At 61.3% G+C, this 13,921-nt stretch carries 11 protein-coding genes; 8 read left to right on the forward strand and 3 right to left on the reverse strand.

Annotated elements, in window-relative coordinates:
* Nucleotides 1-154 precede the first annotated feature (154 nt).
* Entirely contained in the window at nt 155-1,432 is a 1,278-nt protein-coding gene (locus tag KHO07_RS25590) for an acetyl-CoA C-acetyltransferase (protein ID WP_212625861.1), read from the reverse strand.
* 262 nt (nt 1,433-1,694) lie between these two features.
* On the opposite strand from KHO07_RS25590, the gene KHO07_RS25595 reads away from it, so the two are divergent.
* The 4 genes from KHO07_RS25595 to KHO07_RS25610 all read left to right on the forward strand — a co-directional run bounded on the left by KHO07_RS25595 (nt 1,695) and on the right by KHO07_RS25610 (nt 7,607).
* Nucleotides 1,695-3,047, forward strand: coding sequence for a 3-oxoacyl-ACP reductase (locus tag KHO07_RS25595; protein WP_150735676.1), 1,353 nt, complete (start codon nt 1,695-1,697; stop codon nt 3,045-3,047).
* Between the two features lie 2 nt (nt 3,048-3,049).
* Nucleotides 3,050-3,904, forward strand: coding sequence for a MaoC/PaaZ C-terminal domain-containing protein (locus KHO07_RS25600; protein ID WP_212625862.1), 855 nt, complete (start codon nt 3,050-3,052; stop codon nt 3,902-3,904).
* A 355-nt stretch (nt 3,905-4,259) separates the two neighbouring features.
* Nucleotides 4,260-5,798, forward strand: coding sequence for a collagen-like triple helix repeat-containing protein (locus tag KHO07_RS25605; RefSeq protein WP_212625863.1), 1,539 nt, complete (start codon nt 4,260-4,262; stop codon nt 5,796-5,798).
* A 138-nt stretch (nt 5,799-5,936) separates the two neighbouring features.
* Nucleotides 5,937-7,607 (forward strand): ShlB/FhaC/HecB family hemolysin secretion/activation protein, encoded by a 1,671-nt coding sequence (locus tag KHO07_RS25610; protein ID WP_212625864.1) that lies wholly within the window; start codon nt 5,937-5,939, stop codon nt 7,605-7,607.
* A gap of 596 nt (nt 7,608-8,203) precedes the next feature.
* Here the strand turns inward: KHO07_RS25610 and KHO07_RS25615 are convergent.
* Together KHO07_RS25615 and KHO07_RS25620 are read right to left on the reverse strand one after the other, a co-directional pair.
* Nucleotides 8,204-8,617 (reverse strand): response regulator, encoded by a 414-nt coding sequence (locus KHO07_RS25615; protein WP_150735680.1) that lies wholly within the window; start codon nt 8,615-8,617, stop codon nt 8,204-8,206.
* A gap of 85 nt (nt 8,618-8,702) precedes the next feature.
* A complete protein-coding gene (locus KHO07_RS25620) occupies nt 8,703-8,900 on the reverse strand; it encodes a Flp family type IVb pilin (protein ID WP_212625865.1) in 198 nt (65 codons plus the stop codon).
* 324 nt (nt 8,901-9,224) lie between these two features.
* On the opposite strand from KHO07_RS25620, the gene cpaB reads away from it, so the two are divergent.
* From cpaB to KHO07_RS25640, 4 genes are read left to right on the forward strand one after another with little or no spacing between them, the layout of a single operon-like run.
* Nucleotides 9,225-10,172, forward strand: a complete 948-nt coding sequence (gene cpaB / locus KHO07_RS25625; RefSeq protein ID WP_212625866.1) for a Flp pilus assembly protein CpaB — start codon at nt 9,225-9,227, stop codon at nt 10,170-10,172.
* Between the two features lie 22 nt (nt 10,173-10,194).
* Nucleotides 10,195-11,457 carry a type II and III secretion system protein family protein gene (locus tag KHO07_RS25630; protein WP_212625867.1) on the forward strand — a complete coding sequence of 421 codons (1,263 nt, stop codon included), beginning with the start codon at nt 10,195-10,197 and terminating at the stop codon, nt 11,455-11,457.
* On the forward strand, nt 11,454-12,641 hold the full coding sequence (locus tag KHO07_RS25635) for a pilus assembly protein (RefSeq protein ID WP_150735684.1): 1,188 nt from the start codon (nt 11,454-11,456) through the stop codon (nt 12,639-12,641). The genes KHO07_RS25630 and KHO07_RS25635 overlap by 4 nt, the downstream gene beginning before the upstream one ends.
* On the forward strand, nt 12,638-13,918 hold the full coding sequence (locus KHO07_RS25640; protein ID WP_150735685.1) for a CpaF family protein: 1,281 nt from the start codon (nt 12,638-12,640) through the stop codon (nt 13,916-13,918). Before KHO07_RS25635 ends, KHO07_RS25640 begins: the two co-directional genes overlap by 4 nt.
* Nucleotides 13,919-13,921: the final 3 nt, after the last annotated feature.

The following is a 13,921-nucleotide window of genomic DNA, read 5'->3' on the forward strand; positions in this document are numbered from 1 at the left end:
ACGTTAGGCCATGTCGCCCGTCTATTCAATCACCGCAATCTCTGTAGAAGCTGGCTTGCCAGCGATAGCGGTGTGCCAGGCAACAGGGATGTTGAATGGGCCGTCCCCATCGCTGGCAAGCCAGCCCCTACAGGATTCCATTCCGAATCAGAAATCAACGCTCGATAATGGCGGTCACGCCCTGCCCACCCGCCGCACAAATCGAGATCAGTCCCCGGCCTTTCCCGGCCGCATCCAGCAACTTCGCCAGGTTGGCAACGATCCGCCCACCCGTGGCAGCAAACGGATGCCCCGCTGCCAGTGAACTGCCTTTGACGTTAAGTCGGCTGCGGTCGATGGCGCCCAGCGCAGCGTCGAGTCCGAGGCGGGTTTTGCAGTACTCGGGATCTTCCCAGGCCTTCAAGGTGCACAGCACTTGCGCGGCGAACGCTTCGTGGATTTCGTAGTAGTCAAAGTCCTGCAAGCTCAGGCCATTGCGCGCCAGCAAACGCGGTACCGCGTAGACCGGCGCCATCAACAGACCTTCGGCACCGTTGACGAAATCCACCGCCGCCGCCTCGCCGTCACGCAGGTACGCCAGAATCGGCAAGCCGCGCTCATTGGCCCATTGCTCACTGCCCAGCAACACCAGAGACGCGCCATCGGTCAATGGTGTGGAGTTGCCCGCGGTCAGCGTGCCCTTGGCACTTTTTTCATAGGCCGGTTTAAGCGAGGCAAGCTTTTCCAGGGTCGAATCCGCACGCAGATTGTTGTCGCGGGTGAGGCCAAGGAACGGTGTCATCAGATCGTTGTGCCAGCCTTCGGCATAGGACGCCGCCAGTTTCTGATGACTTTCAAGGGCCAGTTGATCCTGTTCTTCGCGGGGAATGTTCCAGGTTTGCGCCATCAACTCGCAATGTTGCCCCATCGACAAACCGGTACGTGGCTCGCCGTTGCGCGGAAACTCGGGGATCAGATGGTGCGGCCGCAATTGCAGGAAGGTTTTCAGTTTGTCGCCGGTGCTCTTGGCGCGGTTGGCCTGCAGCAGGATTTGGCGCAGCCCTTCGCTGACGCTGATCGGCGCATCGGAGGTGGTGTCGACGCCCCCGGCGATGCCGCACTCGATCTGTCCCAGGGCAATCTTGTTCGCCACCAGCAACGCCGCTTCCAGCCCGGTGCCGCACGCCTGCTGGATGTCATAGGCCGGGGTGGCGGGAGACAGGCGCGAACCGAGTACGCATTCGCGGGTCAGGTTCATGTCTCGCGACAACTTGAGCACCGCGCCGGCGACCACTTCGCCGATGCGCTGACCGTGCAGGTTGTAGCGCTCGATCAAGCCTTCGAGCGCGGCGGTGAGCATCACCTGGTTACTGGCCGTGGCGTAAGGCCCGTTGGACCGGGCGAAAGGAATCCGGTTACCACCAATGATCGCGACGCGGCGCAGTTGAGTCATGAAAAGCTCCCAATAAACATCCAAAAGTTAGAGCGATCCCTGTAGGAGCGGGCTTGCCCGCGATGGCGGCAGCACATTCAGCATTGATGTGACCGTTAAATCGCTATCGCGGGCAAGCCCGCTCCTACAGGGGATGCATTGCCACAAAATCCGCTATTCAAACTACGCTGCTGTGATCAAGCGTAGGCCTTATCTCGTGGATCGAACGACTGATTGCCATTCGTGGTCCACACTTTGAACCCCAGCTTTCGGAGCGCGTTCCATGTCTGACCGCTATATCGACTTTGCCAATTCCTCCATCGGCCATCGTCTGGTCGGGGCCTTGGGCTTGCCTGCACCCACCCGGCTGGAACGCTGGCAAGCAGGCCGGCTGCGCCCGGTCGACGGTGCGCTGCTGATCGGTGGCGGGCCGTTGGCGGAGAAAGTCAGCGCCTTCGCCAATCGCCTGACCGATGCGATCTACGGCTACGGAACCGAACCTTCGATGGCGACGCAATGGATTCCCGGCCACGGCCCGAAACTCAAAGCGGTGGTGTTCGACGCCAGCGATCTGCTGCACACCGATCAGCTCAAACAGCTGCGCGAGTTCTTCCAGCCGCTGATGAAAAACCTCGATCACTGCGCGCATCTGGTGATTCTCGGTCGTGACCCGCAGACCCTGAGCGATCCGTTCGCCGCCAGCGCCCAACGCGCGCTCGAAGGTTTCAGTCGCTCACTGGCCAAGGAATTGCGCAGCGGCGGCACCTTGCAACTGATCCACGTCGGCGAAGGCGCCGAGGATCAACTCGAAGGTCCGCTGCGGTTTTTCCTCTCACCGAAAAGCGCGTTCGTCTCCGGGCAAGTGATCCGCCTGAACCCCTGCGACACACCCGTGACGGACTGGACGCGACCGCTGGCTGGACGCAAGGCACTGGTCACCGGCGCAGCGCGGGGCATCGGCGCATCCATTGCCGAGACGCTGGCCCGGGACGGTGCCGACGTCATCCTGCTTGACGTGCCACCGGCCAAAAATGATCTGGAAGCCCTCGCCGCACGCCTGGGTGGACGCAGCGTCACGCTGGACATCTGCGCTGAAGACGCTGCCGCGCAACTGGTTGAACAGTTGCCCGACGGCGTCGATATCGTGGTGCACAACGCCGGGATAACCCGCGACAAAACCCTGGCCAACATGACCCCGGAATTCTGGGACGCGGTGCTTGCGGTCAACCTCAACGCGCCACAAGTGTTGACCAAAGCCTTGCTCGACAATGGCACCTTGCGCGACAACGGTCGGGTGATTCTGCTGGCTTCGATCAGCGGCATCGCCGGCAATCGCGGGCAAACCAACTACGCCGCGAGCAAGGCTGGCCTTATCGGGCTGGCGCAAGCCTGGGCACCGCTGTTGCAGGCACGGGGCATCAGCATCAACGCGGTGGCGCCCGGTTTTATCGAAACCCAGATGACCGCCCACATCCCGTTCGGCCTGCGCGAGGCCGGGCGGCGCATGAGCTCTCTGGGCCAGGGCGGCTTGCCGCAAGACGTCGCCGAAGCGGTGGCCTGGCTGGCTCAACCGGGCACCGGCGCATTCACCGGGCAAGCCTTGCGGGTTTGCGGACAAAGTGTGTTGGGGGCTTAGGCATGACTATCGACTGGCACACCCTCAATCGCGAACCCAGCCTGCCGGGGCTGTATGCACACGCGGCAACGCGACGGAAAATCACCGGCACCACCCTGCCGACTTCGGGCTTGCGCTGCTGGGTGGATGTCGATGCGAAACGTCTGGCGGCCTATCGCAAGGTCTGCGGTTTTACCGACAACAGCCTGCTGCCTCCCACTTACCCACACATCCTCGCCTTCGCTTTGCAGATGCAACTGCTCACCGCCAAGGACTTTCCGTTCCCGCTGCTGGGGCTGATTCACCTGAGCAATCGCATTCGCGTGTTGCGTCCCATGGGCGGGGTGAATCGGGTGCGGGTCAGTGTGCATGTGCAAAACCTGCAACCTCACGCCAAGGGTGCGACGTTCGATCTGGTGACCACCCTGGATGATCAACTCGGGACTCTATGGGAAGCTGAAAGCCAGATGCTGTGCCGAGGGGTCAAGCTCGAAGGCGAGTCCGTGGAGGACTTACTCGCGTCGACGTTGACGCTCACGCAAGTGGCGCAATGGAAATCACCTGTGGATATCGGCCGGCAATACGCCAAGGTTTCCGGCGACTACAATCCGATTCACCTGAGCGCGGCCAGCGCCAAATTGTTCGGTTTCCCATCGGCCATCGCCCATGGGCTATGGAACAAGGCACGCACACTGGCCGCGTTGGCCGATCATCTGCCGGCGGCGAACATCGAGATCGCGGTGCAATTCAAAAAACCGGTACGCCTGCCCAGCGAAGTGGCGCTGCTGGCGAGCGCTGCGGGGTCCAGTGGTGAATTGCAGTTGATCGGCGCTGGAGATCTTGAACACATGGTCGGGCACTGGCGGCCGGTCGCCTGACAGATAAAAAATTGCAGCTTTCGGCGATACCTGCAGTGGAACGCATCCTCTGCAGGCGCTGCCGGAACATCGTTAATTGTGTATATATCACTTAAGTTTTCAGCGCCCCCGCCTCTGCCCTCTCCAACTACATCCTCGTTGATTTCAAAAGCATTTTTATCCGCGGCTATACCCAAGGTATTAGCCCTTAGGCAGCACGCGCGCGTGTTTATCAAACGGCTTAATACCAAGTGGAGAATGGTGTTGTAGAGCCCTTGCGATTGTTATGTGGACAACGGACGAAGGCATGGCCGGCGACAGAACCGGTCAGCCATCGAAGACAACGACGTTGTTACAGGTGCAAGGAATTTTACTTATGAAAACTCAAGTTTGGTGCAAATCAGCAACCGCATTGGCGCTCGTTCTATCCCTCGGCCTCGCCGGCTGCAGCAGCGGCGGTGGCGGTCATAAGAGCAGCTCCGACAGCGCCTCACCCGATGGCCAGACCGCTGCGGGCGCGGGTGGTGCAGCCGGTGGTTCAGACAGCACCGCTGGCACAGGCGGGACAGGCACCGGAGGTACCGGAGGCACGGGCGGTGGCGGCACCACTGACCCAACCAATCCAACCAACCCGACAGACCCGACAGACCCGACCAATCCGACCAATCCAACAGTCACGCCGCTGGTGACCACCACCCTGGTCAAGGATGTCGGCACCACCGTCGGTGGCGTCGGTGACGGTGTCGGGCAGATCGGCGATTCGCTGGGCTCGGTTCCGGTGGTCGGTGGTGTCGTGCAAAGCGTGGTGAACACCACCGGCAATGTGGTCAGCACACTGGGTGACGGCGTGGCCAATGGCTTGGGCCAACTGGGCACCGACCCGAACGGCCTGGGCGTTACCGCCTCATCGGTGGGTGGCGTGGTGCAGGATCTCGGTAACGGTGTTTCCGATGTCAGCGGCAAACTCGCGACCACCACCAGCAGCGTGCCGGTAGTGGGTGGCGTGGTGACCCGGGTGGCCCCGGTGCTCGATGGCGTCGGCGAAAAAGTCACCATGCTCGGCGACACCTTGAGCACCGCGACCACCAGCGGCCCGCTGGGCTCGGTGACCCAGGAAGTCGGCAACAAACTGGTGCCGGTGATCGCCATGGTCGAGAGCACCACCGACAAGGTCGGCGACGCCACCGGTTTGGGCGATCCGCTCAAGGGCATCGTTCAGAAAGTCGGCGACACCGTGGATGGCGTAGGTGACAAAGTTACCGATGCCGGCAATGGCAACCCACTGACCAACACCGTCGGTGGCGCGCTGAGCAACACTGGCACTACGGTTGGCAAAGTCGGAGGCCTGGTGGCCAACGGCAGCGGATCTGGCGGCAGCGGCGGCCTGGGTGGCACCGGCCTGCTGGAAACCGTCGGTGGCGCGGTGGTCAACGTCGGCAGCGGACTCAACATCGGCAATACCAACGGCGTGGTCAGCGCAGTCGGTGTGAACGGCGTTGCCGGCGGTAATCTGATCGCGTCGGTGGGAGGCGCACTGGGCGGTAGCGGTATCGCCAACACTGGCCCGACCGCAGCGCTTGCCAGCGTCGGCACCTTCGTCGGTGGTGCCGTTAATCCAGTCACTACTGGCGTGTCCGGGCTGACCCAAACCATCGGCAGCGCCACCGGCATCGGCGCTCCGGTCGCCAGCCTCACTGGCCAGGCAGGCGGCGCCGTCGCCAGCCTCGGCGGAGCGATTGCCGGCAGCACCGCCAACCCGGTTGTGACGGCAGTCGGCAACACGGTCACCACCGTGGGCGGCACCGTCGCGGCAGTCGGCGGGCTGGTCAACGGCGGCACCGGCACTGGCACCACAGGTGGCCTGGGCGGTGTGTTGGGTGGGCTGACCGGCGCACTGGGAGGAAACAATCGCTGAATTGCACCTGGCCGATTCGACGGCCTTACCTACAGCGCCTACGCTTGGTTGGAGGCGGAAGATTCTAATCAGTCTTCCGCCTTTTTCTTTGGATAACGGAGATCCTCGCCATACCGCGGATTGAACAGGGAGTGTCCTATGCGCATTGTTGCTTGCCTGCTGTTACTGCCCCTCAGCTGCACCGCCTTCGCCGATACCCTCCCCAGCTTTCTCAATAGCAACGACACCATCCGCAACCTGCCCGTACCGAACCTGCCCGCCGACGCTTACCGCCCGACGGCCGCGCCCCTGCAAGTGCCGGAACCCGGCGCCGCGCAAGCGCAGCCGTTGATGATGGGCACCAAAGTCAATCTCAAGACCGTGCAGATTGAAGGCGGGACCATCTACCCGCTCAGCGAACTGGCCGCGATCTACCAACCGCTGCTGGGCCACGAATCCAGCCTGGCCGACCTGATCGAAGCGACGCGCAATATCACCCGTCGCTATCAACAGGATGGCTACCTGCTGTCCTACGCGTTTCTGCCCCAGCAGACGTTCGATAACGGCGTGGCGCGGGTGGTCTTGGTGGAAGGCTATATCCGCAATTATCAACTGCAGGGCGACGTCGGTCGGGTCAAGGGCCTGCTCGACAAACTGGTGGCCAAACTCCAGGCCGAACGGCCACTGACCCGCAAGACCTTCGAACGCTACACCACGCTGATGAGCCGCATCCCCGGCGTGACCTTGCAAGCACAAGTACCACCACCGGGCACCACCGATGGCGCAACCGACCTCATCGCCCAGGCCAGCCGCAAACCCTTCACCAGCAGCCTGAGCACCACCGACGACAACCGCAACGGCACCCAGGCCCTGCTCGGCGTGAGCAGCAATTCACAAACCGCCATGGGTGAACAACTGAGCCTCAGCGGCCTGTTTCCCCCGGGGGATGACGATGAGCATTACTACCGTCTGGACTACAACCAGTTCCTCAATGCCGAAGGCACGCAACTGGCGCTATCCGCCTCACGCTACCGCGCCGACCCGGGCACGAATGTACAACTCGACAACGGCCTTGAGCTCAAACCCCATCGGGAAAACGACCGCTACTCGATCGGCTTCAACCATCCGGTCATCGCCTCGCCCAACGAACTGCTCAGCGCCGGCGCGCGCTTATACGCCGTCAACGACAAGACCCGCTACAAAGTGGTGGGCTTCCCGCTGAGCGTCGAAGAACGCACCGACATCCGCGCCCTGGCGTTCGAAAGCGACTGGCGCAAAGCCGATGCGCAACAACTGCGCATCCTCAGTGGCGGGCTGTATCAGGGCCTCGACAGCATGGGCGCCGAAACCAACAACAGCGCTCTGGACCTGGACTTCTTCCGGCTGCGTTTGTCGGGGGTGCAAAGCGATAAATTCTTCGACAACTGGCAAGGCGTGGTATCGGCCGCGCTGTACTGGAGCGACGACACCCTGCCCGACAGCGAACGCGCCGTGTTCGGCGGACAAAACTTCGGCCGCGGCTACCCCGACGACCAGGCTTCAGGTGACAAGGGCTGGGGGGTGGCTTACGAAGTGAACTACAGCTTCAACCGCGACTGGAAATGGCTCAGGGTCCTACAACCCTATGTGGTCCTGGACCGGGCCAAAACCTGGTTCAACGAACTGCCGGTCAAAGGTAATGACATGTCATCGGCGGCGGTGGGATTAAGGTTTGGCGATGCCAGGTACTACAACATTGCACTGGAAGCAGCCAAACCCATGTCCGATGAAGCGCTGGACACCTTCAATCGCAAGCCGCGGTACAGCATTAGTTTCAGTTATCAGTTGTAGGGTGGATGGGGTGTATCCGGGAGGGATTGGTTGGTTGTCAGGACGCCATCGCCAGCAGTCTGGCTCCCACAGTTGGAATGGGTGCATGTGGAGAGATTGGTTGGATGCTCGGACGCCATCGCCAGCAAGCCGGCTCCTACAGATTCCTGGGCGTATCTACGAGAAACTGGTCGGCAATCAGGCCGCCATCCAGCAAGCCGGTTCCGAGCACACCCACGCTCTTCACCACTCCAAAGGCCGAGCGTTAGCTCGCCTGCCGATCTTGATCCACCCGCCCCCTCGGCAGGCTGAGTGGAGGCGTTTATCCGGGGGGTGGGCGCGCAGCGCCGTGCGGCGAAGCCGCACACATCGAGAGGAGGTCGTCGCGAAGCAGACCGGAGGCGATGCCCCCGGATGAATGCCGGAGCGAAGGAACACCGAGCCTAAGCGAGGGGCCGTACGAAAGGGGCGAGACTTTTTGGTTCCTTTTGTGGCGTTTGACAAAAGGGACTCGCCGTAAGGGCGAAACCATAAGCCGCCTTTACCGCAGCAACGGATATGTACTCAATCAACCAAGAGCCTGGTCGGCCCAGAGGCCGCCAAGGCCAAAACCGCAATCACCCCTTGACCAAATAAACCTGCGGCAAAGGAAAAAGATTATTCAACGTCTCCAACAACCTCACGTGATAAATCGGCTTGCGAAACAAATCCAGCACCTGCAACCGCAACATATCACTGACATCGTCCATATCCGCATGCCCCGACATCACAATCACCGGCAAATGCTGACGCGACGTATGCTCTCGCAGCCGCTTGATCAACGACATGCCACTCTCCTCCGGCATGCGCAGATCCGTGATGACCAGCGCAATATCCGGATGCCGCGTCAGGTGTTGCAGCGCCAGCTTGACCGATGTCGCCGTGAAGCAATTGAACCCCTCGCCCTCCAGCAGTTCCGCCAACTCAAGCACTGCGTCCTCCTCGTCATCGACCAGAAGAAGTTGTTGGCGTGACTGTCCTGGAGCACTCATGGGCAACACCTGAAATGGATTAAGCACGGACATCGGAACCCGCCTTCAGCAATGCAAAATTGCCGAAACGAACTCGCGTAATCACTCACAAGGCGTCTTTGATTTTTCCGAACACCGATGTGATTTCAGTGCCGATGTCGCCACTAAGTCCGGCGATAACCACCGCGACCATGGCGGCCACAATCGCATACTCAATACCCGAGGCGCCCTCAGTATCCTTGGCCAGACCTTTGTAAAAAGCGACTTCGGATTTGACCTTCTGAATCAGCTTGGCAAAAGACATGACAGTTCTCCCAGAGACCACGGGTGTTGCACGGTCGCAACATGATTCCCCTATGCCAGCACCAGCATTGTCGGCATTCCGGGTACCAACAACTGTAAAAACGCATTAATACGAAAGTATTAGTCGTTTCGTTGACGTCAAAAAACCTTGCATTTCATCGTAATGTTTTACTTTCAATGGATTTTTCGCTCTGGGTAATGGCGTTTTGCTCTAGCTGGACTACGGTCAAATAGCGAAATAGTTTTATGTTCATAGCTGCCTGATTGCGAAGTTTTCTCGTTGATATACAACGAGTCTTTGAGCAGCAGGAAAGGGAGAGCCGTCATGAACAGCCGTGTCATCCTGGGTCTTGCCGGATTGTCTCTGGTGGGTGCTGTCATTGCCGGGTATTGGGGTTTCACACTGACCCGCCAACCCGTCGCCGCACCCGTTGCGCAAACCGGGAGCGTTACGCCCACTTCCAGCGTTCAACCACCCGTGCCCCTCGAAGAAGACACCACCCGCAAACCGGTCGTGGTGCTGCAGCGGGACGTCGCGCCATATGTGCAAATCACCGCCGCCGACGTGGCCCTGGAAAAACTCCTCACCGTCCCGGCAGGCAGCCTGACCCGCCTCGATCAGGCCATCGGCCGCGCGCCGTGGCGCGCCCTCAGCGCCGGCAGCTGGCTCAGTGACGAAAGCTTTGACGCCGGCAGCAAACTGGCGCGGATGATTCGCCCCGACGAACGCGCCCTGGCCGTCGCCGTGGATGAAGTGATCAATGCCGGCGGGCAACTGACACCGGGCGACTATGTCGATGTGCTGCTGTTTTTGCGCATGGACACCAACAACCTGCAGCCCTCGGCGCAACTCGTGGTGCCTGCCTTGCGTGTGCTGGGGGTGGGCGAACAGATGGGTTTGACCAATGACGGGCAACCCGCCAGCCCGACGCACAACAGCGATGAAAAAACTCGCCAGGAACAGCGCGCCAGCGCCCGCACCGTCCTGCTCGCGGTGCCCGAACAACTCATGAGTCGGCTGATGCTCGCCGCGCAGGCCGGGGTATTGCGCCTGGCCGTGCGCAGCGCAGATGAAAAACGCTTGTCGCGCTACTGGGCCGGAGAGAGCGAATCACCGGCCAATATCGCCAACGCCAATCGCGAACTGGTGCAGTTCAACCAACTGGCCATGACAGCACCGCCCAAACCGATCACCAGCAGTGGCGCAGCCGCACCACGCAAGTCCGGTGTGGAAGTGATCCGCGGTAACGAAATCACTCAACAGACCCCCTGAATCGAGCAAGGACGCACTTTTAATGCGCAGACATTTTACGCCGTTGTTCAACGGCTTGATCTGGGCCACCTTACTGAGCGGCTTGCCGCTGGCGTCGGTCAACGCTGCAACCGGCAATTGCGCTTCGCTCGGCCCTTTGCCGGCCGCACTGGAAGTTGGCGAAGGGCAGCAACAGGAATTGCAATCGCCCGTGGCCATTACCCGGATCGCCGTCGGGGACCCGAAAATCGCCGACGTACGGGTCAATGGCAATCAGGCGTTCCTGCTAACCGGCGTCGCCTCCGGCACGACCAGCCTGATGGTCTGGACAGCCTGTGCCAGCGCACCGCGCCAAAGCATGGTGTTCGTCCAGGGGCGCGCGACGACGGCCATGACCTCCGCACGACAACTACCGTCCGCTGACCCCTCGCTGCCATCGCAGGTACAAACCGACATTCGCTTCGTAGAAGTCAGCCGCACCAAACTCAAGGAAGCCGCCACTTCGATCTACGGCAAATCCTCGAACTTCCTGTTCGGCTCCCCGGGCACAGTGCCGAACACGGCGGTGACACCACGGGTCTTCCCGCTGCGCAACCTCGACCCGCGCATTGCCGTGCCGAGCATTCCGCTGGCCAACGACATGTTCAACATCGTCGCCGGTGGCGGTAACTTCCTCGCGATCATCAACGCCATGGAGGGCAGTGGCTTCGCCTACACCCTGGCCCGGCCAAGCCTGGTTGCGCTCAGCGGACAGAGCGCCAGCTTCCTGGCGGGTGGTGAAATTCCGATCCCGATTCCCAGCGCCAACAGCGACAGCTACTCCATCGAATACAAGGAGTTCGGCATCCGCCTGACGCTCACGCCGACCGTGATCGGGAACGACCAGATTGCACTCAAGGTCGCTCCCGAAGTCAGTGAACTTGACTACAACAACGCCGTGACCATCGGCGGCACCACGGTGCCGGCCTTCACCATTCGTCGCACCGACACCAGCATCTCCCTGGCCGACGGTGAGAGTTTCGTCATCAGCGGCTTGATCAGCACGCAAAACACCTCGCAGGTAAACAAGTTTCCGGGGCTGGGCGACATTCCGATCCTCGGCGCGTTCTTTCGCAGTTCCTCGATCAATCGCGAAGAACGGGAATTGCTGATGATCGTCACCCCGCATCTGGTACAGCCGTTGGCCGTGAATGCACAGCTGCCGTCGCTGCCCGGCGAAAAACTGCGCAACTACGATCCGAATTGGTATCGCCTGTACTTCCTTGAAAACGGCGACTTCGATAAACGCAGCGGGTTATCGCAATGAGCCAGAACCTCAGTCAGACCTTTCTTGCGATCACGCGCAACAGCACCGATCTGGAGTGGCTGCAGGGCGCCCTCGCCCCGTTGGGCCAGGTCGTCAGTGCCGGTGCCGGCAGCCTCGACGAATTGCTGGCGCTGGTGGATGTGACCTGCGCCAACCTGGTGTTCGTCGGCCTTGACCGTGAACACCTGGTCGCGCAGTGCGCATTGATCGAAGGTGCGCTGGAAGCCAAACCGATGTTGGCCATCGTCGCGCTGGGCGATGGCATGGACAATCAACTGGTACTCAACGCCATGCGCGCCGGCGCCCGGGATTTTGTCGCTTATGGTTCACGCTCCAGTGAAGTCGCCGGGCTGGTCAGGCGCCTGAGCAAGCGCCTGCCCGCCGTGGCGCCGAGCAACCACCTGGGCGGCCTGACCGTGTTGTACGGCGTACAGAGCAATGCCGACGGTGCGCTGCTGGCCAACCATATGGCGCAAGTGGTGCAGAAGAGCGGCCAGCAAACGCTGCTGCTCGACCTTGGACTGCCTCGCGGCGACAGTCTGGCCTTGCTCGGCCTGGAGAGTTCGTTTCATTTCGGTGATGCCTTGCGCCATGTCCGCCGCCTCGATGCGACGCTGATCGACAGCGCCTTCACCCGCTGCGAAGTCGGGTTGAGTATCCTCGCCTACGCCAGCAACGATGAACCGCTGGAACACACCAGCGCCGCCGAGTTGTACATGCTGCTCAGCGCCTTGCGCCAACACTTCCAGCACATCGTGGTGAACCTCACCGGCCAGCCCGACAGTGAAGCCCTGCGCACCTTCGTCAGCCACTGCGACAAGCTGTTGTGGTACACCGATCAGAACGTGCTCGACTGCCGCCGCAACCTGGCGGTGCTCAACCTGTGGCGTGAAAAAGGCATGAAGCTCGATCACGCCCGGCTGCTGGTCGATCGTTACTTGCGCACCGTGGCGCCGGACTCGGAAGCCCTGGGCAAAAGCTTCGGCATGGAAATCATCGCCACCCTCGCCTACAGCCCCGAGGTGCGCCTGAACGCCAAGAACCAGGGCGTGACCCTGTTCGAACTGGCGCCGCGAGAAGTCCTCACCCAAAGCCTGCGCGCCCTCGGTGAGCGCTTGGCCAAACGCTCCGAAAGCCTGGCCAAACCCAAGTCCTGGTTCAGTCGCTTGAGAGGTGCGCAATGAACGCAGAGAAACTGTTCGGCGCCAGCCCGCGCGCGGTGACCGGCAATACCGATCACGAAGGCCTGAAACTGGTGCTGCACCGCTACATCATCGATGCCATCGAAGAGTCGGGCAAAAACCTGCTGGAAGGTTCGCGCCAAGTGCTGTCGCAGTTCGTCATCGACAAAGTCGCCGAGTACATCGCGCGCCTGCACCTGGCGATTTCCCGCTACGAGATGGAGCGTCTGGCCGAAGAAATCGTCGACGAGCTCACCGGTTTCGGTCCGCTGGAAGTGCTGCTGCGCGATTCGGCGGTGACCGAAATCCTGGTCAACGGCCCCCACCGGGTGTTCATCGAGCGTGACGGCGTGCTGCACCAGAGCGACTTGCGTTTCATCGATGCGCACCACGTCGAGCGTGTCATCCAGCGCATTCTTGCGCCACTGGGGCGCAGGCTCGATGAGTCATCACCGATGGTCGATGCGCGCCTGCCGGACGGCAGCCGGGTCAATGCGATCATTCCCCCGATTGCGCTGGACGGTCCTTGCCTGTCGATTCGAAAATTCCGCCAGGACATGCTCAAGAGCACCGACCTGATGGCCATGCAAACCATCGATCAGTCGATTTACGAGTTCCTCCAAGAGGCCGTGGGCAAGCGCTGCAATATTTTGATCAGCGGCGGCACCGGCACCGGCAAGACCACATTGCTGAACATTCTCAGCCAGTTGATCAACCCTCATGAACGCCTGGTCACCATCGAAGACGTCGCCGAACTGCAACTGGGCCACCCGCACGTGGTGCGCCTGGAAACCCGTCCGCCGAATGCCGAAGGCCATGGCGAAGTGAAGGCCAGCGACCTGATCCGCAACGCCCTGCGGATGCGCCCGGACCGGATCATCCTCGGCGAGATCCGCGGTGTCGAAGTGGTCGATGTGCTGACCGCGATGAACACCGGCCACGACGGCTCGATGAGTACCGTCCACGCCAACAATGCCCAGGATGCCTTGCTGCGTCTGGAAACCCTGGTCGGCCTGACGGGGCGCAGCATCGCCGAACGGACCTTGCGCCAGATGATCTGCGCAGCGCTCGACGTGGTGATTCAGTTGACACGCATGCCCGACGGCCGTCGCTGCGTCAGCGAAGTGGTGGAGGTGATCGGCATCCGCGAAGACGTGTACGTGACCAACACGCTGTTCCGCCTCGACCGACGCAACGGCTTCGGTTTTCTGCGCGAGGCGATCAACCCTGCCGGTGACAAACTGCGTCGCGAGTCGGCGTTTTCCCCTACGGCGTACTGAAGG

Source organism: Pseudomonas sp. PP3, from assembly GCF_905336995.1.
Classification (GTDB): Bacteria; Pseudomonadota; Gammaproteobacteria; order Pseudomonadales; family Pseudomonadaceae; genus Aquipseudomonas; species Aquipseudomonas reinekei.